This window comes from Nonomuraea sp. NPDC049378, from assembly GCF_055586745.1.
This window is the reverse complement of record NZ_JBVJHP010000039.1, coordinates 18,328-39,807: the sequence shown is the minus strand read 5'-3', so window position 1 is coordinate 39,807 and position 21,480 is coordinate 18,328. Positions and strand designations below refer to the sequence as shown.

Sequence of the window (21,480 nt, the reverse complement as noted above, 5' to 3'; positions counted from 1 at the left end):
GCGCGCCCCCCCCCCCCCGCCCGCCGCCGCCCCCCCCCCCCCCCCCCCCCCCCCCCCCCCCCCCCCCCCCCCCCCCCCCCCCCCCACCGCCTGGGCGCTGCGGCAGCCGCCGGTGCTGGTGTGGAAGGACTGCGGCGACGGGCTGAGTTGCGCCGACATGGTGGTGCCCGTGGACTGGGCGGACCCCGACGGGCCGACGACATCGGTCCACCTGGCCAAGCTGCCGGCCAGAGACCCCGCCCGCCGGGTCGGCCCGCTGGTCGTCAACCTCGGCGGCCCCGCAAGCACCGCCGCGGGGCTGCGGTTCAGGGACGACCCTCAATTCAACCCGGAGGGGGCCGCGCTGCTGCGGGAGCTGAGCCAGACCTTCGACGTCATCGCGATCGACCCGCGCGGGCTGGCCGAGTCGGCCAGCAGCCGGAGCCCCTCGGTGTCCTGTCCCGAACCGGCACCGCCGGTGACCGGCCTGGTCACGGCCCGTACGAAGCGCGACTGGGACGCGCACGCCGCCAAGATGAAGATGCACTACGCGAGCTGCCGCAAGATGGCCGGGCCGGTGTGGCACGGCCTGACGTCCTGGCAGGTCGCGCACGACCTCGACGCGTTGCGTGCCGCGCTCGGCCAGCGCACCCTACGCTACGCGGGCAACTCGTACGGAACGGTGTTCGGGCAGGCCTACCTGGAGCTGTTCCCGCGCCGGGTGGGGCGGATGTATCTCGACAGCATCGGTGACCACACCTCCGCCGACCTGGAGCCGTGGCTGGTCAACGCTGCGCGGGCCCAGGAACGTCAACTCACCCGGTTCCGCGACTGGTGCGCCGGCAGGCGCGACTGCGCCCTGCACGGCCACGACGCCGGCGAGGTCTTTGACGCGCTGCTCTCCCGGGCCCGCCGCGCGCCGCTGCCGGCCGCCAACGGCAGTCCGATAGTGACCGAGGGGCACTTGCTGGCCAGCGCGATTTTTGGGCTGAATCCGGGGAAATGGCCGGAGTTCGCCACCGCGCTGCGCAAGGCGCGCGACGGGAACGCCGCCGACTTCCTGACCGTGCTGGCGCCGCCCAAGGGGGACCTCGACGTGTCCGACGTGATGCACTGCAACGACCTCATGCCCGAGCCGCCCACATACCAGCGGTTCCAGGCGATCGAGGCTCGGCTGCGCGCGATCGCCCCCCGATTCGGGTGGATCGAGGGCCGCTACCAGGTGGGCTGGTGCTGGGGCCGCCCGACGTCGGGCGGCCCGTCGTGGGCGCCCCACCCGCTCCGGGTGGCGGCGAACGTCCCGCCGGTGCTGGTCGCGATCGGGGAGCTGGACAACAACACCAACCCGCTCGGGCAGGCGCACGTGGCTGCGCAGATCCCTGGTGCCCGAGTGCTGTGGCACGGCGACGGCCACTTCGCCTGGAGAGACAACGCATGCGTACGGCGGCATGCCAACGCATACCTGGCCACCGGGGTGCTGCCGCCGCGAGGGAAGCGCTGCCCGGCCGAGAAGATCCACCGGGTGGGAAAATGATCGAGATCTCCAACCTGACCAAGGTGTACGGGAGGACCCGCGCGGTCGACGGGCTGACCTTCACGGTCGAGCCGGGACATGTCACCGGCTTCCTCGGCCCGAACGGCGCCGGCAAGTCCACCACCATGCGGACGATCCTCGGCCTGGACCTGCCGACCTCCGGAACAGCGCTGATCAACGGGGTCCGCCGTGGCGCGCTGCGGCGCCCCATGCAGGAGGTCGGCGCGCTGCTCGAGGCGACCGAGGTGCACGGCGGTCGCAGCGCTCGCGACCACCTGCTGGCGCTGGCCTACGCCGGCGGCGTCGCTCCCGCGCGGGTGGGCGAGGTGCTCGACCAGGTCGGGCTGGCCGGGGTCGCCCGGAAGCGGATCGGCGGCTTCTCCCACGGCATGAAGCAGCGGCTCGGCGTGGCCGCCGCGCTGCTCGGCGACCCCGCCGTCCTCATCTTGGACGAGCCGCTCAATGCCTTGGACCCGGACGGAATCCGGTGGATCCGCGGCCTGCTGACCACCTTGGCCGGCCACGGGCGGACCGTCTTCGTCTCCAGCCACCTGATGACCGAGATGTCGTTGATCGCCGAGCGCATCGTCGTCATCGCGCGAGGCCGCCTGGTCGAGGACACCACGGTCGAGGAACTGCGCGCCCGGTTCCCCCACGAGGTGCTGGTCCGCTCCCCGGAGGCGGCCCGGCTGGCGGGCGTGCTGACCGCGGCCGGCGGCGCGGTGGATCCGCCGGACGGGGCCGCCGAGCTGCGCGTACGCGGGCTGACCACAGAGCAGATCGGCGACCTCGCGTTGCGCCACGGTTGCCCGCTGCACGAGCTGACCCCGCAGCACACCTCCCTCGAAGACGCCTTCATGGAGATCATCCGATGATCGACGCCATCGCCGCGGAGTGGGTGAAGCTCCGCTCGCTTCGCTCCACGTACGCTATCCTCGCCGTCTCATTGTCATGTGTCGTCATCTCTGCCTACGTCGCGCAAGCGATATCCGGATCCTGGGACCAAGGCTCGAACTTTGAGACGGTCGGCACCGGCCTGACCTACGCCGCCCCGGTCGGTTACGGGCTGCTCGGTCTGCTCGGCCTGCTCTCCGTCACCGCCGAGTACAACACCGGGATGATCCGGCTGAGCCTCACCACGGTGCGGCGGCGCGCAACGCTGCTGCTCGCCAAAGCCGTCGTGGTCGGCGCGGTCACGGTGGTCGCCGGCCAGACCCTCACCGTCGCGATGTACGCGACCGCCCAGCTGATCGTCGGCGACCGGACGATCGGTGCGCCCCTGGCCGAGCCGACCACGCTGCCGGAGCTGCTGGTCACCGGTGTGGGCATGGCCGTGGCCGCGCTCACCGGACTCGGCCTGGGCACCGTGCTGCGCTCCACCGCCGGGGCCATCGTCGGACTGTTCACGATCCTGTTTGGGTTGCCGCAGATCTCCCAATTCGCCCCGTCTCCCTGGTACGGGTGGCTGGAGTCGCTGACGCTGCCCGCGCTCGTCCGACAGCTCGCCAGCGTCCCCGACGCCGGCGAGTTCGGCCCGCTCGGCGCGCTGGTAGGGCTGGTCTGCTACGCGATCGTCCCGCTTGGCCTCGGCGTCGTCGCGATCATCCGGCGGGACGCCTGAGCCCGGTCTCCTCTGACCGGGGTGGCCGGTGACCGCCTGGACGAACGTGGGTGAGCCCTCGCCATTCAACTCGGCGTCGATCGGTCCCCGTCGAAGCTTCGTCTGCTATCGATTTCGACTGATCTATGCCACCTGACGCCAGGCGATCTTGGAAAAATGGTGACGAACGATCAAAAGGCCGCCTCCCGATATTCGAGAACGACCTCTTGGCTGGTGAAACTCTGTGGGGCTACCAGGACTTGAACCTGGGACCTCTTCCTTATCAGGGAAGCGCTCTAACCGTCTGAGCTATAGCCCCGTGCACACCGAACGTTATCGCATCCGGCGATCGGAGGCGAACCGGTTGTTCGGTCGAGAAGAGCTTACCGTGTCCGGCGTGCTGCTCGCGCCGTGCCGGCGAAGGGCACGGCGCGAGCCCACGGGCTATTCGGCCTCGCTGAAGGTCACCTCGACGCCCCCGACCAGGTCGGAGGCGACGTTGTAGATGACCGCCCCCAGCGTGGCCAGCGCCGTGATGAGCACGACGTTGACCGCTCCGATCAGGGCGGTGTAGCCGAGGATGCGTACGGGCTCGAACCAGGACGCGATGTCGATCGGGATCGAGTTCTGGCCCTGCTCACCCTGGCCGAGCTGGTTGACCAGGTCGACGATCGAGTCGAACACCCCCAGAGCGGAGAGCACGCCGTAGAGCACGGCCACCGCCACGAACAGCACCACGAAGCAGACCAGGGACACCACGAAGCTGAACTTCATGGCCGACCACGGTTCGACGCGCCGCAGGACCAGATGGGCCTTGCGGGGGAGCCGCGCCCCCGCGCCGCTCGACTTCTTCTTGGGCAGCTCGACCGCGGGCGGCGGAGCCTCCGTGGCCAGCGACGGGCGGATGCGGACGGTGTCGTTGCCCTCCGGCTGCTGCGGCGCCTGCGGCTGCGGAGGTGGCGGTGCGGGCTTGGAGTCGTCTTTGGCCGGGAAGGGCCTGCCCTGCGCGGGCGAGGTGTCCCGGCTTTCGTCGAAGGTCTCTTTCTCTGCGGGCCGCTTCGGTTGCTGTCCGTTACCCGAAGCCGCCTTTGTTCTGGCGGAGCCACCTTGGGCGCTCATGACTATTCTCCTCCCCCGACTTCCTCACTCTCCATCGGAGTCTCCATGGACTCCGCGTTCCGGGCGAGGGCCACCACGCTGTCGCCTTCAGCGAGATTCATCAATCGCACTCCCATGGTCTGACGGCCGGACTGTTTGATCTCACCGGCACTCGTCCGGATCACCCCGCCGGCTGACGTGATCGCGAAGACCTCGTCCTCTGGGTTGACCATGACGGCTCCGACCAGCTTGCCACGGGAGGATACGATTTTCGCAGTAAGCACGCCTCGACCGCCACGTCCTTGAACTGGATATTGCTCCACTGGCGTCCGTTTTGCGTACCCAGCCTTCGTGGCGATAAGCACGTGTTGACCGTCGGCGATGCGATTCATGGCAAGAAGTTCGTCACCTTCGAGGAACCTCATCCCGATGACCCCACTGGTCGCCCGGCCCATGGGCCGCAGCGCGTCGTCGGAAGCGGTGAACCGGATCGACTGCGCCCCCTTGGAGACGAGCAGCAGATCGTCTTCCTCGGAGACCAGGCGTGCCCCGATGACCTCGTCGTCGTCGCGCAGGTTGATCGCGATCAGACCGCCGGACCTGGGGGAGTCGTACTCGGCCAGGCGCGTCTTCTTGACCAGCCCGCTGCGGGTGGCGAGGACCAGGTAGGGGGCGACGTTGTAGTCACGCAGGTCGAGGACCTCCATGACGGTCTCGTCGGGCTGCATGGCCAGGAGGTTGGCCAGGTGCATGCCGCGGGCGTCGCGGCCGGCGTCGGGAAGTTCGTACGCCTTGACCCGGTAGACCCGGCCCTTGTTCGTGAAGAACAGCAGCCAGTGGTGCGTCGTGGTGACGAAGAAGTGGTCGACGATGTCGTCCTGGCGCAGCTGCGCGCCGCGTACACCCTTGCCTCCGCGCTTCTGGGCGCGGTAGAGGTCGGTACGGGTGCGCTTGGCGTAGCCGCCCCGGGTGATCGTGACGACGATCTCCTCTTCGGCGATCAGGTCTTCGATCGACATGTCGCCGTCGTAGGCGATGATCTCGGTCTTGCGGTCGTCGCCGTAGCGGCCGACCAGCTCGGCCAGCTCGTCGTTGACGATCTCGCGCTGGCGGGCCTCGCTGGCGAGGATCGCGTTGTACTCGGCGATCTGCGTCATCAGGGAGTCGTACTCGTCCTGGATCGACTGCCGTTCCAGGGCGGCCAGCTTGCGCAGCTGCATGTCGAGGATGGCCTGCGCCTGGATCTCGTCGATCCCCAGCAGCCCCATGAGGCCCTGCTGGGCGGCCGAGGCGGACTCCGAGGCCCGGATGAGGGCGATGACCTCGTCGAGCCGGTTGAGCGCCGCCAGCAGGCCGCGCAGGATGTGGGCGCGCTCTTCGGCCTTGCGCAGGAGGTAGCGGGTCCTGCGGACGATGACCTCGATCTGGTGGGCCACGTAGTGCCGGATGAACTGGTCGAGCCTGAGCGTGCGCGGCACGCCGTCGACCAGGGCCAGCATGTTGGCGCCGAAGGTGTCCTGGAGCTGGGTGTGCTTGTAGAGGTTGTTGAGCACGACCTTGGCGACCGCGTCGCGCTTGAGCACGATCACCAGGCGCTGCCCGACCCGCGAGGAGCTCTCGTCGCGTACGTCGGCGATGCCGGTCAGCTTGCCCTCGCGCACCAGCTCGGCGATCTTCAGCGCCAGGTTGTCGGGGTTGACCTGGTAGGGCAGCTCGGTGACGACGAGCGCCTGCCGCCCCTTGTCCTCCTCGACCTCGACCACGGCCCGCATGGTGATCGAGCCGCGCCCGGTGCGGTAGGCGTCTTCGATGCCGCGCCGGCCCACGATCAGCGCGCTGGTGGGGAAGTCGGGCCCCTTGACCAGCCTGATCGAGGCTTCGAGCAGCTCTTCGTCGCTCGCCTCCGGGTTTTCCAGCGCCCACTTGACCGCCGAGGCGACCTCGCGCAGGTTGTGCGGCGGGATGTTGGTGGCCATGCCGACGGCGATGCCGCCCGAGCCGTTGACCAGCAGCTGCGGGAAACGCGCCGGCAGGACGTCGGGCTCCTGTGACTTTCCGTCGTAGTTGGGCCGGAAGTCGACGGTCTCCTTGTCGATGTCGCGCAGCATCTCCATGGCGATGGGCGCGAGCTTGCACTCGGTGTAACGCATCGCCGCCGCCGGGTCGTTGCCCGGCGAGCCGAAGTTGCCCTGCCCGTCGACCAGCGGGTAGCGCAGCGACCACGGCTGCGCCAGGCGCACCAGCGCGTCGTAGATCGAGGTGTCGCCGTGGGGGTGGTAGGTGCCCATCACGTCGCCGACGACGCGGGCGCACTTGAAGTAACCGCGGTCGGGACGGTAGCCACCGTCGTACATCGCGTAGAGCACGCGGCGGTGCACCGGTTTGAGCCCGTCGCGCACGTCCGGCAGCGCCCTGGACACGATGACGGACATCGCATAGTCCATGTAACTGCGCTGCATCTCGGACTGGATGTCCACAGGCTCGATGCGGTCAGCCGGGGGAGTGGTGTTCACGTCCGTCACAGGTTGAGGTCCTTCTTCATGGAACGGCGAGCCAGGTCCTGCGGCTCACCGCGAATAGCCGAATCTGCACCCACGGCCGGTCGCTCAGACGTCGAGGAAACGGACATCGCGAGCGTTGCGGATGATGAAGTCGCGCCTGGCCTCGACGTCCTCGCCCATGAGCACGCTGAACAGGTCGTCGGCCTGGGCCGCGTCGTCGAGCGTGACCAGGCGCAGGAGCCGGGTCTCCGGGTTCATCGTGGTCTCCCAGAGCTGGGCCGCGTTCATCTCGCCCAGGCCCTTGAAGCGTTGTACGTTGTCGCGCGGCCGGGGGTCGGGCTTGCCGTTGGCGATGCCTTCGGCGATGACCGCGTCGCGCTCGGGGTCGGAGTAGGCGTAGGAGGCGTCCTCCCCCTTGCGGTCCCATTTGATCTTGTAGAGGGGCGGGCAGGACAGGTAGACGTGCCCCGCCTCGATCAGCGGCCTCATGAACCTGAACAGCAGCGTCAGCAGCAGCGTGTTGATGTGCTGGCCGTCGACGTCGGCGTCGGCCATCAGGATGACCTTGTGGTAGCGCAGCTTGGTGATGTCGAACTCGTCGTGGACGCCGGTGCCGAGCGCGGTGATCAGCGCCTGGACCTCGTTGTTCTTCAGGACCTTGTCGATCCGCGCCTTCTCGACGTTGAGGATCTTGCCGCGGATGGGCAGGATCGCCTGGAAGCGCGAGTCGCGGCCGCCCTTGGCGGAGCCGCCGGCCGAGTCGCCCTCGACGATGAACAACTCGCACCGTTCCGGGTCGTTCCACTGGCAGTCGGCCAGCTTGCCCGGCAGGCCGCTGCCCGACTCGAGCAGTGACTTGCGCCTGGTGAGGTCGCGGGCCTGGCGGGCCGCGAGGCGGGCGCGGGAGGCCTGCAGCGACTTGTTGATGATGTCCTTGGCCTCGCCGGGGTTGCGTTCGAGCCAGTCGCGCAGGTGGTCGTTGCACGCCTTCTGGACGAACGACTTGGCCTCGGTGTTGCCGAGCTTGGTCTTGGTCTGGCCCTCGAACTGCGGGTCGGAGAGCTTGACGGAGATGATCGCGGTCAGGCCCTCGCGGACGTCCTCACCGGAGAGGTTGTCGTCTTTGCCCTCTTTGAGGAACTTCTGCTCGCGGGCGTAACGGTTGACGATCGACGTCAGCGCCGCCCGGAAGCCCTCCTCGTGGGTGCCGCCCTCGGCCGTGTTGATCGTGTTGGCGAAGGTGTAGACCGACTCGGAGTAGGAGTTGTTCCACTGCATGGCGATCTCGACCGCGATGCCGTCGCCCTCCTCCTCGAAGGAGATGATCGACGCGTGCGCCGGCTCCTTCTTGGTGTTGAGGTGCTTGACGAAGTCGGCCAGGCCGCCCTCGTAGAGGTAGGTGACCTTGCGCGGCTCGCCGTTGATGTACTCGGGGCGCTCGTCGGTCAGCGTGATCGTCAGGCCCTTGTTGAGGAAGGCCATCTCCTGGAAGCGCCGCGAGAGCGTCTCGTAGTTCCACGTCGTGGTCTCGAAGACGTCGGCGTCGGGCCAGAACGTGATCGTGGTGCCGGTCTCGTCGGTCGCCTCGCCCTTGGCCAGCGGCGCCGTGGGCTTGGACATGTCGAAGCGCACGCGCCAGTAGTGGCCGTTCTGCTTGACCTCGACGTCCATCGCGGTGGACAGCGCGTTGACGACGGCCGAGCCGACGCCGTGCAGGCCGCCCGAGACGGCGTAGGCCTGGCTGTCGAACTTGCCGCCCGCGTGCAGCGTGGTGAGCACGACCTCGACCGCCGAGCGCTTCTCCACAGGATGAATGCCGGTGGGGATGCCGCGACCGTCGTCGACCACGCGCACACCGTTGTCGGCGAGCAGTGTGATGTCGATCCTGCTGGCGAACCCGGCAAGGGCCTCGTCCACCGCGTTGTCCACGATCTCGTAGACCAGGTGGTGCAGACCTCGCTCCCCGGTGGAGCCGATATACATACCCGGGCGCTTGCGAACCGCCTCAAGCCCTTCGAGTACGGTGATTGAGCTAGCGTCGTAGGACAACTGCGAAATCCTCCTGCCGCGGACACGCGGCGGGGGTCGCCATGAATGTCACAAGCTGCCCCTGCCGTGCCCGTCACCGTCGTGAGTGCCCCGATGCGCGGTCACCCAGGGGAGTCGGCTTGCTGCCGGGGTGACACGCAAGCGGACGTGTCCGGAATCCTTTTTCATTCTACCGCCTCCGGAGCCTCAAGGTGGCAATGAACGCGCCTGTGATGCCCGCTAGCTCGTTCGGCCCCCCGGGCCGCATCCCCCCTCCGGATAGGGGGGCTTATCGCGTCTGTGGCTTTCTGATCGCCCTTGGCCCCTATCCACAACGTCCGGGCACGCGTCGCACGCGGCTATCCATAAGTGTCGCCGGGACCCCGACTTCCGGTCACCCGCAATCCACCTGACGGGCGCGGTGCGTTCTGCGGCCCCCTGACCTTGACCTTCGTCACCGTGCCGTCGCCGAGCTCCTCGTTGAGCCTGCGTACGAGGGTGCGCGCGAGCAGCCGCACCTGCGTGGCCCAGGCCGTCGAGTCGGCCGCGATCAGCACCTCACCGTCGTCGAACGACTCGGGTCTGGTGTGGGCGGCCAGGTCGGGGCCCACGATGTCGGCCCAGCGCCCGAACACCGCGCCGACGGCCGCCGGGCGTTCCCAGCCGCGGTCGGCGAGCAGGTCGGCGATGGCACGACCGAAAAGCTGGGGGTCACCGCCCTCACGGCGCGGCCCCGCCGCCCTGCGCCTGGGCTCGCGCCGGGGGAGCTGGCCGCGTTTGGCCGCGTCGGCCTTGGCCTGGGCGAGCTTCTCCCTGGCCATCGCGGCGCCCCTGGCGGTGGCGTTCTCGTCAGCGGACACGGGTCACGCCCCCCTCGGCGACGTCGTATCTGCCTCCTGACAGCTCCTTGGGCACGTCGTCGGGCACGGCTGCCGTGATGAGCACCTGCTCGGCCGGCGCGACGATCTCGGCGAGGCGGCGCCTGCGCTGGGTGTCGAGCTCGGCGAACACGTCGTCGAGGATCAGCACGGGATCGCCGCCGTCGGCACGCAGCAGGTCGTAGGCGGCCAGCCGCAGCGCCAGCGCGAACGACCAGGACTCCCCGTGGCTGGCGTAGCCACGGGCGGGCAGGTCGCCGAGGCCGAGGATCAGGTCGTCGCGGTGAGGGCCGACGAGTGTGACTCCTCGTTCCAGCTCGGACTGGCGCACCTCGAGCAGGCGCTCGCGGATGCGCTCCTCAAGGGTTTTCCCCAGGTCTGTGGATAACGTCTGTGCAGCGGAAGATCCCCGCTCACCGGCGTCTTCGAGCAGTCCGCCGCCCTCACCGTCATCCCCACCTGTGGACAACGTGCTGCGATAGGCCAGCGTCGCCGGCGCGCTGGCGGGGGCGAGCGCGGCGTAGGCCCCCGCGACCAGCGGGCGCAGCGCCTCGACGAGCTCGAGCCTGGCCCGCAACAGCTCGGCGCCGTGCCTGGCGAGGTGGGCGTCCCACACCTCCAGCGTGCTCAGCACGTCGCCCGCGCCGGCCGCGGCGAACCCGGTGTCGCTCTCCGCCCTCCTGGCGCTCCTGCTGCCTCTGCGGGCCTGCGCGGCCGTACGGAGCAGGGCTCCGCGCTGCTTGAGCACCCGGTCGTAGTCGGCGCGCACACCGGCGAACCTGGGAGCTCTGGCCACCAGCAGCTCGTCGAGGAACCGGCGGCGCTCCGACGGGTCGCCCTTGGACAGCGACAGGTCCTCGGGGGCGAACAACACGGTGCGCAGCAGGCCCACGACGTCGCGCGCCCTCGGCACGGGCGAGCGGTTGAGCCTGGCACGGTTGGCACGGCCCGGGTTGATCTCCAGCTCGATGAGCGCCCGCCGGTCGTCGCGCTGCACGGCGCAGCGTATGACCGCCCGCGTGGCGCCCTGCCGGACGAGGGGCGCGTCGCCGGCCACCCGGTGGCTGGAGTGCGTCGCGACGTAGCCGAGGGCCTCGACCAGGTTGGTCTTGCCCTGGCCGTTGGGCCCGACGAACGCCGTGACGCCCGGCTCCAGGCCGAGCTCCACGGACGCGTAGGACCGGAAGTCGGTCAGCGAGAGGTGGGCGACATGCACCCCACGAAGGTTAGTGGGCCACGCGCGCCCCCGGGGTCACCGGCTCGCGAAAGGCGGGCGGGGGCCGTGACGGCTAGCGTTCGCTCTCGCGGGGCGGCGTGACGTCGGCGCCCGGCGCGTCGGCGCCCTTGTCGGTGCTGCCCTCCGCCGCGGTGGTCGCGTGCCCGCCGAACTGGTTGCGCAGCGCCGCGACGACCTTCATCGCGGGGGAGTCGTCCTGGCGCGAGGCGAACCTGGCGTAGAGCGCGGCGGTGATGACCGGCAGCGGGACGGCGTGGTCGACGGCCGCCTGCACCGTCCACCGGCCTTCGCCGGAGTCTTGCGCGTAGCCGCGGAGCTGGTCGAGATGCTCGTCGTCGTCGAGCGCGCGCACCATCAGGTCGAGCAGCCAGGAGCGGATCACGGTGCCGGTGCGCCAGCTGCTGAAGGAGCCCTTGACGTCTTTGACGACGTCGGAGGCCTCGAGCAGCTCCCAGCCCTCCGCGAACGCCTGCATCATGCCGTATTCGATGCCGTTGTGGACCATCTTCGCGAAGTGCCCGGCGCCGACGTCGCCGGCGTGCACGAAGCCGTCCTCGCCCTCGGGCTTGAGCGTGTCGAAGATCGGCATCAGCCGCTCGACGTGGGCGGAGTCGCCGCCGCACATGAGCGCGTAGCCGTTCTCCAGGCCCCAGACACCGCCGCTCACGCCGCAGTCGACGAACCCGATGCCCTTCTCCGCCAGCTCGCCGGCGTGCTTCTGGTCGTCGCCGTAGTGGGAGTTTCCGCCGTCGACGACGATGTCGCCCTCGTCCAGCAGCTCGCCGAGATCGTCGATCGTGGACTGGGTGGGCTTGCCCGCGGGCACCATCACCCAGACGGCGCGGGGCGCTCGCAGGCGCTCGGCCAGCTCTTTCAGGCTGCCCACGTCGCTGATCGCCGGGTCACGGTCGTAGCCGACGACCTCATGGCCGCCGCGGCGCAGCCGCTCGGCCATGTTGCCGCCCATCTTGCCCAGTCCGACCATGCCGATCTGCATGTTGTTCTACCCCCTAGTCAGGCTTCCATCATCCCCGAAGGCCGGGTCAGCCTGACAGGCGGATGGGCATGATCAGGTAGCGATAGTCCGCCGCGGCCGCGTCGTCCACAGGCTTGCCACCGGTGAGGATAGCGGGCTTCGTCGAGGTGGTCATCTGCAGCCGGGCCACGTCGGAGTCGATGGCGCCCAGCCCTTCCAGCAGGAACTGGTGGTTGAAGGCGATGTTCATCTCCTCGCCCTCGTAGTCGACGGGCAGCGCCTCGACGGCCTGCGCCTCGTCGCCGCTGCCCGCCTCCAGCACGACCTCGCCGCTCCTGAACGCCAGGCGTACGGGGGTGTTGCGCTCGGCGACCAGGGCCACGCGCTTGACCGCCTCGACGAACGGGCCTGTGGACAGCTCGGCGCGGGCGGAGAACTCGGTGGGCAGGAGCGAACGGTATTTGGGGAACTCGGGGTCGAGCAGCCGGGTCGTGGTGCGCCGCCCGGCGCTGGAGAAGCCGATCATGCCTTCGCCGGTGCCTCCGGCGGAGCTGAGCGCGACCTCCACCTCGGCACCGGTCGCGCCGAGCGCCTTGGCGGTGTCGGCGAGCGTCTTGCCTGGGATCATCGCGATGGCGGAGAAGTCGGGCTGCCCCGGCTGCCACTTCAGCTCGCGTACGGCCAGCCGGTAGCGGTCGGTCGCGGCGAGGGTCACCGTGTCGCCCTCGATCTCCATGCGCACGCCTGTGAGCATCGGCAGCGTGTCGTCCCGGCCCGCGGCGACGGCGACCTGGCCGACGGCCGAGGCGAACACGTCGCTGCCGACGCGGCCCGCGGCCGGCGGCATGGCGGGGAGCGACGGGTAGTCCTCCACAGGCATGGTCAACAGGGTGAATCGCGCGCTGCCGCACGTGACGACCGCCTTGGCGCCGTCCACCACGAAATCCACAGGCTGTGCGGGAAGCGACCGGGTGATCTCGGCGAGCAGCTTGCCCGAGACGAGCACGACCCCCGGCTCGCCGGTGTGGACCTCGAGCGTCACCTCGGCGGAGACCTCGTAGTCGAATCCGGAGAGCTTGAGCTGCTGCTCGTCGGTGACCTCGAGGCGCATGCCGGCGAGCACGGGCACCGACGGCCGCGCCGGGAGACTGCGTGCCGTCCATGCCACCGCCTCAGCGAGGACGTCTCGCTCGATTCGGAACATCACGGTGATCAGCCTCCTGGGTTCGTCGTTGCTTCAAGGATCTCAAGGATCCACCCTCCCGGACTCGCGCTCCGGGAGAACCCCTCTATGGGTCTTTGAGTTTCTTAGTAAGAGAGATAGGAGGTCATCACACTAGGGGCTGTGGATCCTGTGGACAACCAGCGTCTTGGCAGGTCAACGGCCATATTTTCATCCACTGCCGCTGTGGGTGACGCCTGGGGAGAACTTCCGCGCCTGGGGACAGAGATTCTTCGCCCACAGGCCGTCCCCAGATCTTGGTGCCTTCATCCACGGCCGGACCGGGGTTATCCACGAGGTTTCCACAGGTTATCCACGGGGTATTAGGGGCCCTTCTGGAGCCCCAGATCCGTTGTTCACAGTCTGTCCACACACTGTCCACTGGTAGTCCCCAGGTTCTCCCCAGGATGTCCCCACCGTTGTCCCCAACCATTGTGGACGGATTTTTCCCAGCATTGTTGGGCGAACGGCGAGTGAATTTTTGCGTTTCCGCTGGTCCACAGTGTTTTCCACAGGCTGTGTATGAACTCAAGATCCACGGGGTGTCTGCTTGATCCGCATTGTCAACTCGTTGACCTGGTTGTACATCGACCTTCGCTCAGCGATGAGCGAGCGGATCTTGCGCTCGGCGTGCATCACGGTGGTGTGGTCGCGTCCCCCGAACTGCTGGCCGATCTTCGGCAGCGACAGCTCGGTCAGCTCGCGGGCGAGATACATGGCGATCTGCCTGGCGTTGACGAGCGCCCGGCTGCGGGAGGTGCCGCACAGGTCGTCGATGCTGATGCCGAAGTACTGGGCGGTCTCGCTCATGATCGCCGCGATGGTGATCTCGGTGTCGGACTCCGAGGTGATGAGGTCCTTCAACACCACCTCGGCGAGCTGCAGGTCGACGCCCTGCCGGTTGAGGCTGGCGAACGCGGTGACCCTGATCAGGGCGCCTTCCAGCTCGCGGATGTTGGTGGAGATGCGGCTCGCGATGTATTCGAGCACCTCGGGCGGCGCGGCCAGCCCTTCCTGGATGGCCTTCTTCCTGAGGATGGCGATCCGCGTCTCCAGCTCGGGCGGCTGCACGTCGGTGATCAGGCCCCACTCGAACCGGTTGCGCAGCCGGTCCTCCAGCGTGATCAGCTGCTTCGGCGCCCGGTCGCTGGAGATGACGATCTGCTTGTTGGCGTTGTGGAGCGTGTTGAAGGTGTGGAAGAACTCCTCCTGCGTCTGCTCCTTGCCCTCCAGGAACTGGATGTCGTCCACAAGCAGGATGTCGATCGCGCGGTAGCGGCCGCGGAACCCGTCGGCCTTGTGGTCGCGGATGCTGTTGATGAAGTCGTTGGTGAACTCCTCCGAGCTCACGTACCTGACCCGCGCTCCGTCGTACAAGCTCTGGGCGTAGTGCCCGATCGCGTGCAGCAGATGCGTCTTCCCCAGCCCCGAATCGCCGTAGATGAAGAGAGGGTTGTACGCCTTCGCGGGGGATTCGGCCACCGCCACGGCCGCCGCGTGGGCGAACCGGTTGCTGGCGCCGATGACGAATGTCTCGAATGTGTATTTCTGGTTGAGACGGGCTGGTTCGCTGGGCTTGTTGCTCTTGGCCTCCCAGCGGTTCGGCGCCGGCTCGGGGCTCTTTTCCACAGGTGGTGTGTACGGCTGCGCCTGTTCAAAAGAGAAGCTCTGCTGTGGATATTCGGTGGATATCTGGGGCGGCTCGGGCTGTGGAGAATAGAACTGTGGAGGCTCGGAAGCCTGGTTGTGCTGCGGTTGCGCAGGCTGTGCATAACGCGGCTGACTCTCCACATCCTGGGGATAACTGTGAGTCACAGGCTGTTGATGAACGTCCCCGGGCGGCTGCTCAGGCGCCGTCGTGTCGATCATCACCGCCAGCCGCATCGTCCGGCCGAGCTCCTGCGACAGCGCGTGCGCGACGAGCGGGCGCAGCTTGCCCTCGATGAGGTCCTTGAGGAAGTCGTTGGGGACGCCGAGCACGATCGTGTCGTTGGCCAGGGCGATCGGACGCACCATCGACAGCCATGTGCGCTGCTGCACCGGCACGTTCTCATTGAGGAAGTTGGCCAAGGCCCTCGCCCATACCGTGCCGAGGTCGACAGCGTTCATGATGCGGCTCCCCCTCCTCCCTCTCGCGGCCCCCCGCGATCGTTATCCACATGGCGGGGCCGCCTCCGGCTCTCGGCGACCCCTTCGTCCACAGCGTGGCTGCCGGGCTTCTCGTCCCGGCCTCCACAGGCCCTCCACAGGAGATCCACAGGTTGTGCACAGCCTTGGAGCAGGCCCAGAAGGGCCGACAGTATCTATGTGCACAGCTGCGTTCAAGGCGTTGTCCACAGCGTAGTGGCACCTGGGTGCACATACTGTGGACGCCGGCGCGGCAGTGGAAAAGTCGCCTGTGGATTAGTGGACAACCGGTCTGGTTTGACCTGGGCCGCGCTTCCCCCGTAACGTACGACGGTCGGCTTGTCACGCGACGGCTATTTCGCGTGCCCTCGCTTTCCTGACAGGCCATCCTGTGTGTTAAGCGCCGTCGTGGCGCATCATCAAGCCTGGAGCCCACCCGTGAGCAAGCGTACTTTCCAGCCGAACAACCGTCGCCGCGCGAAGACCCACGGCTTCCGGCTGCGGATGCGCACCCGGGCCGGTCGCGCCATCCTCGCCGCTCGCCGCCGTAAGGGCCGCGAGAAGCTGTCGGCCTGATCGACCCGCGCCTGATAGTCGGCCCGCCGGTGCATCTCGCCGGCGGGCGTTAGGCGTATACGGTGCTGTCCCGTCAATCCCGCATGCGACGCGGGGACGAGTTCGAGGCGGCGGTACGGCGCGGCAAGCGCGCCGGCCGACCGACTCTAGTGGTGCATTTCACCATTTCCGGGGAGAACGAACCCCTGGTGGGTTTCGTGGTGAGCAAGGCCGTCGGTGACGCCGTGACGCGCAACAAGGTCAAGCGACGGCTCCGACACCTGATGCGGGACCGTCTTGACCGGCTGCCGCGAGGTAGCCTTCTGGTGGTACGCGCCAATCCACCGGCCGCGTCCGCGCGATTCGAGCAGCTGGCCGCCGAGCTCGACTCCGCACTGGAACGTTTGCTCAGGCGGCACGAGTCCTCGACGGGTGGACAGCAGAGATGACAGAGCAGCCGCAAGTGGTGGCGCCGAGCCCCGCCGCTCGGGCGCTCATCCTCCCCATCCGGTTCTACCGGGCCTTCATCGGCCCGATGCTCGGTCCGCGCTGCCGGTTCTATCCGTCGTGCAGCGCGTACGGACTCGAGGCGATCGCCGTGCACGGAGCATTGCGCGGCACGTGGCTGACTGTCCGGCGCATCGGGCGGTGCCACCCATTCCATCCCGGAGGTATTGACCCGGTGCCCCCACGCCCGGTCCGGTCCCACGAAACGCAAGGGAGATAGCTCGGTGGAGCTGTCCTGGCTGAGCTGGCTGTACCAAGCCGTAGCCCAAGTCATCATCTGGATCCATACTGCATTCAGCACGGTCCTCGACCCGGACAGCGGGCTGACCTGGGCGTTGACGATCATCACGCTGACCGTGTTCATGCGGATCCTGATCTTCCCGCTCTTCCTGAAGCAGATGCGATCTTCGCGGAAGATGCAGGAACTCGCCCCCAAGGTGCAGGAGCTGCGCAAGCGTTACAAGAACGACAAGCAGCGGATGAACCAGGAGGTCATGGCGCTCTACCAGGGCGCCGGAGCCAACCCCCTCGGCGGCTGCCTGCCGGTTGTCGCGCAGTTCCCCATCTTCATCTCCATGTTCACCGTGCTCCAGAAGATGGCCAACGGCGAGCCCGACTACGGCATGACGCAGGAGCTGGTCGACAGCGCGAGAAGCGCCCACATCTTCGGCGCCCCGCTGCCCGCCCACTTCTGGATGTCGGCCGAGCAGCTCGCGACGTTCCAGGCCGGCGCGGTGCAGACGAAGATCGTGCTGGGCATCTTCGTGGCGATCAGCTCGCTCACCACGTTCCTCACCGTGCGGCAGAGCGTCACCCGGTCCATGGCCCAGATGCCGGACAACCCCATGGCGCAGCAGCAGAAGATCCTGATGTACATCTCGCCGCTGTTCGCCATCTTCAGCCTCAACTTCCCCCTCGGCCTGATCCTCTACTGGGTCACCACCAACGTGTGGACGCTCGGCCAGCAGCACTGGTTCTACAGCCGGCACCCGATGCCGCAGTACGACGCCAAGGGCAACGTGATCCCCGTGCCGCCGAAGCAGGGTCTGATCGCGAAGATTCGCAAGACACCCCCTGAGGAGCAGGCGCCGCCGCCCCCGCCGGAGCCTAAGATCATCAGGCAACAGCCGAGCCGCCAGTCCCGCAGCAAGCGCACCGGCAGCAAGAAGTCGTGAACACGAAGGAGAGGCCGGCCATGACCGAGGCCGAGCAGGAAAAGGCTCCTGATCTCAGCGCGCTGGAGCAGGAAGGCGAGATCGCTGCCGACTACGTCGAGGGCCTTCTCGACATCGCCGACATCGACGGCGACATCGACATGGACGTCGAGGGCGACCGCGCCCTGGTATCCGTGGTCGGGCTCAAGGGCACGGAGCTGGTGGGGCCCGGGGGAGAGGTCCTCGAAGCGCTGCAGGAGCTGACCCGCCTGGCCGTGCACCGGCAGACCGGCGAGCGTTCCAGGTTGATGCTCGACGTGGCCGGCTACCGCGAGCGCCGCAGGGCGGAGCTGACCAAGCTCGGCACCGAGGTCGCCAACCAGGTCAGGGAACGCGGCGAGCCGAAGTCCCTGCACCCGATGACGCCGTTCGAGCGCAAGATCGTCCACGACGCCGTGGCGACCGCCGGGCTCCGCAGCGAGTCGGAGGGCGAGGAGCCTCAGCGGTACGTCGTGGTCCTGCCTGCTTGACACGTCCCAACCGGCCGCCTGCCCACCGCCTGAACGCGGGGCAGGCGGCCGTTCGCATGTTCAGCCATCGTGACCGGCCGCCACGCGGGCACCCACGTCGACGCGCTCGGCCGCGCGGGTCCCGCGGCTCGCGCGGCCCGGCGTCAGCCGCGAGACAGCCCGCTAGTCTTCCTCTGTGATCGCACATCTAGCCTTGGGTGGGGGACGAACTCCTGACGTCCTCGCTGTCCCGAGGGCGATCGGCGTCCGGCTTCGACCAAGCACCAAGAAAGGGCCACCGACCAGTGAGCGATGAGCTTCCGGAGCCGCCGGAGATAGCGCGTGACGTCTTCACCGGGGAGGCTTGGGGGCGTGCTAACACGTACGCCGAGCTGCTGGCGGGTCCTGGAGTCGTCCGCGGGCTGCTGGGCCCGCGGGAGGTGCCGCGGATCTGGGATCGCCACCTGCTCAACTGCGCGGTCGTGGCGGAGGTCGTGCCGCCTGACGTGCGCCTGGTGGACATCGGCTCCGGCGCCGGGCTGCCGGGGCTCGTGCTGGCGATCGTCCGTCCGGACATCACGGTCACGCTCCTGGAGCCGCTGCTTCGGCGTACCGTGTTCCTGCAGGAGTGCGTCGACACGCTCAAGCTCGGCAACGTCGAGGTGCTGCGCGGGCGGGCGGAGGAGCTGGCGGGCAAGCGCGAGTACGACATCGCCAGCGCTCGCGCGGTGGCCCCGCTCGAACGCCTCCTCCGATGGGCCATGCCGCTGCTGTGCGAAGGCGGCGAGCTGATCGCCATGAAGGGGGAGCGTGCCGCGGGCGAGCTCGCCGAAGCGGAGGCCGAATTGCGCGCCACCGGGGCCCGAACGGCTGAGCTCGTGACCGTCGGGCGCGGTAAGGTCGAGCCGCCTGCAACATTGGTTCGGGTGGTAGCGGGTCGCGCGCCGGAGCGAGCCGGGCGGCGACGAAGGAGGTGACGGTTGTGCCAGTCGCGTCAAGCGGTCTTGGCTGGCCGGACAGCCGTCCGTCCGAGAGTCCAACCGGAGTTGGCTGGCCCGAATTGGGCGTGTCGCGACAGCCAATTCCCGGCACCGGCACACCACTCGTTGAAAGGATGGCCATCGTGACCCAGACCCCCCTGAACCCCGGCGAATCGCCGTTGGTACGAGAGGCGCTCAGCTCAGTGGTTTCACGTGAAACATCCGCAACCCCCACGGCCGTCCAGTCCGGCGAGAGCCCCAATGGCGGCGACGGCAGCTGGCCTCGCCCGGCCAAGACGAGGGTGATCGCGGTGGCCAACCAGAAGGGCGGCGTGGGCAAGACCACCACCTCGGTCAACATCGCCGCCGCCCTGTCGATGCACGGCCAGCGAGTCCTCGTGGTCGATCTCGACCCTCAGGGCAACGCTTCCACCGCGCTGGCCACGGAGCACCGCGGCGACGTGCCTGATGTCTATCAGGTGCTTGTGGACGACCTGCCCATGGCCGACATCGTCAAGCAAGTGCCCGACATGCCCAACCTCTATTGCGCTCCGGCGACCATCGACCTGGCGGGTGCGGAGATCGAGCTGGTCTCCCTGGTGGCGAGGGAAGCCCGCCTCCGCCGCGCGCTGGCGGCCTACGACGCGATCGACCTCGACTACATCATCATCGACTGCCCGCCCTCCCTGGGGCTCCTGACCGTGAACGCCCTGGTGGCCGCCGACGAGGTCATGATCCCCATCCAGTGCGAATACTACGCGCTGGAAGGCCTCGGCCAGCTCCTGCGAAACGTTGACCTGATCAAGGCGCACCTCAACCCGACCCTCAACCTGTCGACGATCGTTCTCACGATGTACGACGGCCGCACCCGGCTGGCCTCGCAGGTGGCGGACGAGGTGCGGGCCCACTTCGGCGAAACGGTGCTCAACACGGTTATCCCGCGCAGCGTCCGCCTGTCGGAGGCGCCCAGCTACGGCCAGTCGGTCATGACGTACGATCCGGGGTCCAGCGGTGCGATGGCCTACAGTGACGCCGCCCGGGAGATCGCTCACCGCGCCACGGTCGCCTGACTTTCACGCCCTGCCGCAGGGCGTGGTCGCCGCGCCTCGACCGTCGTCCGAGCGCGCCACGCCCGTTCACGTACCCAGGTGCCGGCTGGGGCAGGGGAGAACCGTGAGATCGTGGGGGCGGTCATGAGTTGGGCAGATTTGTGATCGTCTCGGGGTAAATCCAACGGGACGGTGTGTGGCGAGCGGACACTCCGTCCGGCGCGCAACGGTAACCTCTCCAGGAGTGACCGGAATGGACCGGCTGGATGAGGAGACGCAGTGAGTCAGCAGCGGCGGGGATTGGGCAAGGGGCTCGGGGCGCTCATCCCGACCGGTCCCATCGTTGACGGCACGGGGGCGGTTCCGGCCCCGGCCAACGGGTCAACGGCGGAGACGGGCCCAAAGCCGGTCGCCGGGGCGTACTTCAAGGAGATCGCCTTGGAGGCGATCGTCCCCAACCCGCGCCAGCCCCGTGAGGTCTTCGACGGCGAACGCCTTGAGGAGCTTGCGAAGTCCATCCGCGAGGTGGGGCTCCTGCAGCCGATCGTGGTGCGGTCCGTCGGCGGCGGACAGTACGAGCTGATCATGGGGGAGCGGCGCTGGCGGGCGTGCAAGCAGGTCGGTCTCGACCCGGTCCCCGCGATCGTCCGCAACACGCAGGACACCGACCTCCTGCGGGACGCCCTCATCGAAAACCTTCAGCGTGAGCAGCTGAACCCGCTGGAAGAGGCCGCGGCATACCAGCAACTTCTTGACGACTTCCAGGCGACGCACGACCAGCTGGCACAGAAGGTCGGCCGCTCGCGTTCTCACATCACCAACACCCTCCGCCTGCTGAACCTCCCGCCCGAGATCCAGCCCAAGGTTGCCGCCGGTGTCATCAGTGCCGGCCATGCCCGAGCTCTGCTGGGGCTGAGCTCCGTGGAGGAGCAGATCCAGCTCGCGCAGCGGATCGTGGCGGAGCTCCTTTCGGTGCGGGCGGTCGAAGAGATCGTCGCCATGGGGAGCGCCCAGGCCGCCCAGAAGGCTCCCCGTGAACGCCAGGCCGCCAAGCCCACCGCCCCCGAGCTCACGCATCTCGCCGACCGCCTCTCCGACCATTTCGAGACCAAGGTCAAGGTCGATCTGGGACGCCGCAAGGGCCGCATCGTCGTGGAGTTCGCGACGATCGATGACCTTGAGCGCATCATCGACACCATGGTGCCTGAGGCCGTACGGGCAATGCGGGACGCGCAGGAGTGACCGACGGCTGTTTCACGTGAAACCACGCCGAGAGTAAGGCGCTGTTTCACGTGAAACACTCGTCCTCGCTTCACACGCCGGGGAGAGCGGGCAGGTCGTCGTCGCAACCCTCGACGGGAGATGGAAGCGCCGAGAGCGATGAACCGTCGCGGAGTCAAACGTGCGCAGCCCACGTACGTCCAGCCACCGCGATAATCCTCGACGCGGGGACGCGGGGACGCGGGGACGCGGGGACGCGGGGACGCGGGGACGCGGGGACGCGGGGACGCGGGGACGCGGGGACGCGGGGACGCGGGGACGCGGG

General features: G+C 68.4%; 19 protein-coding genes and 1 tRNA gene. 11 read left to right on the top strand and 9 right to left on the bottom strand.

Annotation, left to right across the window (positions count from 1 at the left end):
* Positions 1-112 precede the first annotated feature (112 nt).
* Genes ACZ6SA_RS47195 through ACZ6SA_RS47185 form a run of 3 tightly spaced genes read left to right on the top strand, consistent with a single transcriptional unit; the run spans position 113 to position 3,134 of the window.
* Positions 113-1,513: an alpha/beta fold hydrolase gene (locus ACZ6SA_RS47195; protein ID WP_465835874.1), complete on the top strand. Its 1,401-nt coding sequence runs from the start codon at positions 113-115 to the stop codon at positions 1,511-1,513.
* Positions 1,510-2,388 (top strand): ABC transporter ATP-binding protein, encoded by an 879-nt coding sequence (locus ACZ6SA_RS47190; protein ID WP_347650649.1) that lies wholly within the window; start codon positions 1,510-1,512, stop codon positions 2,386-2,388. The genes ACZ6SA_RS47195 and ACZ6SA_RS47190 overlap by 4 nt, the downstream gene beginning before the upstream one ends.
* Positions 2,385-3,134, top strand: coding sequence for an ABC transporter permease (locus ACZ6SA_RS47185; RefSeq protein ID WP_347650650.1), 750 nt, complete (start codon positions 2,385-2,387; stop codon positions 3,132-3,134). The genes ACZ6SA_RS47190 and ACZ6SA_RS47185 overlap by 4 nt, the downstream gene beginning before the upstream one ends.
* 224 nt (positions 3,135-3,358) lie before the next feature.
* Here the strand turns inward: ACZ6SA_RS47185 and ACZ6SA_RS47180 are convergent.
* The 9 genes from ACZ6SA_RS47180 to dnaA all read right to left on the bottom strand — a co-directional run bounded on the left by ACZ6SA_RS47180 (position 3,359) and on the right by dnaA (position 15,162).
* A tRNA-Ile gene (locus tag ACZ6SA_RS47180) sits at positions 3,359-3,432 on the bottom strand.
* Positions 3,433-3,557: 125 nt separating this feature from the next.
* Entirely contained in the window at positions 3,558-4,232 is a 675-nt protein-coding gene (locus tag ACZ6SA_RS47175; protein ID WP_347650651.1) for a DUF3566 domain-containing protein, read from the bottom strand.
* Between the two features lie 2 nt (positions 4,233-4,234).
* Complete coding sequence (gyrA, locus tag ACZ6SA_RS47170; protein ID WP_347650652.1) at positions 4,235-6,733, bottom strand: DNA gyrase subunit A; 2,499 nt, start codon at positions 6,731-6,733, stop codon at positions 4,235-4,237.
* An 84-nt stretch (positions 6,734-6,817) separates the two neighbouring features.
* Entirely contained in the window at positions 6,818-8,740 is a 1,923-nt protein-coding gene (gyrB, locus tag ACZ6SA_RS47165) for a DNA topoisomerase (ATP-hydrolyzing) subunit B (protein WP_443156915.1), read from the bottom strand.
* Between the two features lie 359 nt (positions 8,741-9,099).
* Positions 9,100-9,600: a DciA family protein gene (locus ACZ6SA_RS47160; RefSeq protein ID WP_347622925.1), complete on the bottom strand. Its 501-nt coding sequence runs from the start codon at positions 9,598-9,600 to the stop codon at positions 9,100-9,102.
* Positions 9,590-10,834: a DNA replication/repair protein RecF gene (recF, locus tag ACZ6SA_RS47155; RefSeq protein ID WP_465835870.1), complete on the bottom strand. Its 1,245-nt coding sequence runs from the start codon at positions 10,832-10,834 to the stop codon at positions 9,590-9,592. The genes ACZ6SA_RS47160 and recF overlap by 11 nt, the downstream gene beginning before the upstream one ends.
* Positions 10,835-10,907: 73 nt before the next feature.
* Positions 10,908-11,852 carry a phosphogluconate dehydrogenase (NAD(+)-dependent, decarboxylating) gene (gnd, locus tag ACZ6SA_RS47150; RefSeq protein WP_465835868.1) on the bottom strand — a complete coding sequence of 315 codons (945 nt, stop codon included), beginning with the start codon at positions 11,850-11,852 and terminating at the stop codon, positions 10,908-10,910.
* A 46-nt stretch (positions 11,853-11,898) separates the two neighbouring features.
* Positions 11,899-13,038, bottom strand: coding sequence for a DNA polymerase III subunit beta (gene dnaN, locus ACZ6SA_RS47145; RefSeq protein ID WP_347650656.1), 1,140 nt, complete (start codon positions 13,036-13,038; stop codon positions 11,899-11,901).
* 543 nt (positions 13,039-13,581) lie between these two features.
* Positions 13,582-15,162, bottom strand: coding sequence for a chromosomal replication initiator protein DnaA (gene dnaA, locus ACZ6SA_RS47140; RefSeq protein ID WP_347650657.1), 1,581 nt, complete (start codon positions 15,160-15,162; stop codon positions 13,582-13,584).
* Positions 15,163-15,618: 456 nt separating this feature from the next.
* Here dnaA and rpmH point away from each other — a divergent pair, with 456 nt between their 5' ends.
* The 8 genes from rpmH to ACZ6SA_RS47100 all read left to right on the top strand — a co-directional run bounded on the left by rpmH (position 15,619) and on the right by ACZ6SA_RS47100 (position 21,176).
* The gene (gene rpmH, locus ACZ6SA_RS47135) at positions 15,619-15,756 is read left to right on the top strand and encodes a 50S ribosomal protein L34 (protein ID WP_043614899.1); all 138 of its coding nucleotides are present in this window, start codon (positions 15,619-15,621) and stop codon (positions 15,754-15,756) included.
* Between the two features lie 83 nt (positions 15,757-15,839).
* Positions 15,840-16,184: a ribonuclease P protein component gene (gene rnpA / locus ACZ6SA_RS47130; RefSeq protein ID WP_443156891.1), complete on the top strand. Its 345-nt coding sequence runs from the start codon at positions 15,840-15,842 to the stop codon at positions 16,182-16,184.
* The gene (yidD, locus tag ACZ6SA_RS47125) at positions 16,181-16,462 is read left to right on the top strand and encodes a membrane protein insertion efficiency factor YidD (RefSeq protein ID WP_132632270.1); all 282 of its coding nucleotides are present in this window, start codon (positions 16,181-16,183) and stop codon (positions 16,460-16,462) included. Before rnpA ends, yidD begins: the two co-directional genes overlap by 4 nt.
* Positions 16,463-16,466: 4 nt before the next feature.
* Positions 16,467-17,417 (top strand): membrane protein insertase YidC, encoded by a 951-nt coding sequence (gene yidC / locus ACZ6SA_RS47120; RefSeq protein WP_347650659.1) that lies wholly within the window; start codon positions 16,467-16,469, stop codon positions 17,415-17,417.
* Positions 17,418-17,437: 20 nt separating this feature from the next.
* Positions 17,438-17,926: a Jag family protein gene (locus ACZ6SA_RS47115; protein ID WP_347650660.1), complete on the top strand. Its 489-nt coding sequence runs from the start codon at positions 17,438-17,440 to the stop codon at positions 17,924-17,926.
* Positions 17,927-18,210: 284 nt separating this feature from the next.
* Positions 18,211-18,882 (top strand): 16S rRNA (guanine(527)-N(7))-methyltransferase RsmG, encoded by a 672-nt coding sequence (gene rsmG, locus ACZ6SA_RS47110; RefSeq protein WP_347650661.1) that lies wholly within the window; start codon positions 18,211-18,213, stop codon positions 18,880-18,882.
* A 137-nt stretch (positions 18,883-19,019) separates the two neighbouring features.
* Positions 19,020-19,955: a ParA family protein gene (locus ACZ6SA_RS47105; RefSeq protein ID WP_465835909.1), complete on the top strand. Its 936-nt coding sequence runs from the start codon at positions 19,020-19,022 to the stop codon at positions 19,953-19,955.
* 258 nt (positions 19,956-20,213) lie between these two features.
* A complete protein-coding gene (locus ACZ6SA_RS47100) occupies positions 20,214-21,176 on the top strand; it encodes a ParB/RepB/Spo0J family partition protein (RefSeq protein WP_443156890.1) in 963 nt (320 codons plus the stop codon).
* Positions 21,177-21,480: the final 304 nt, after the last annotated feature.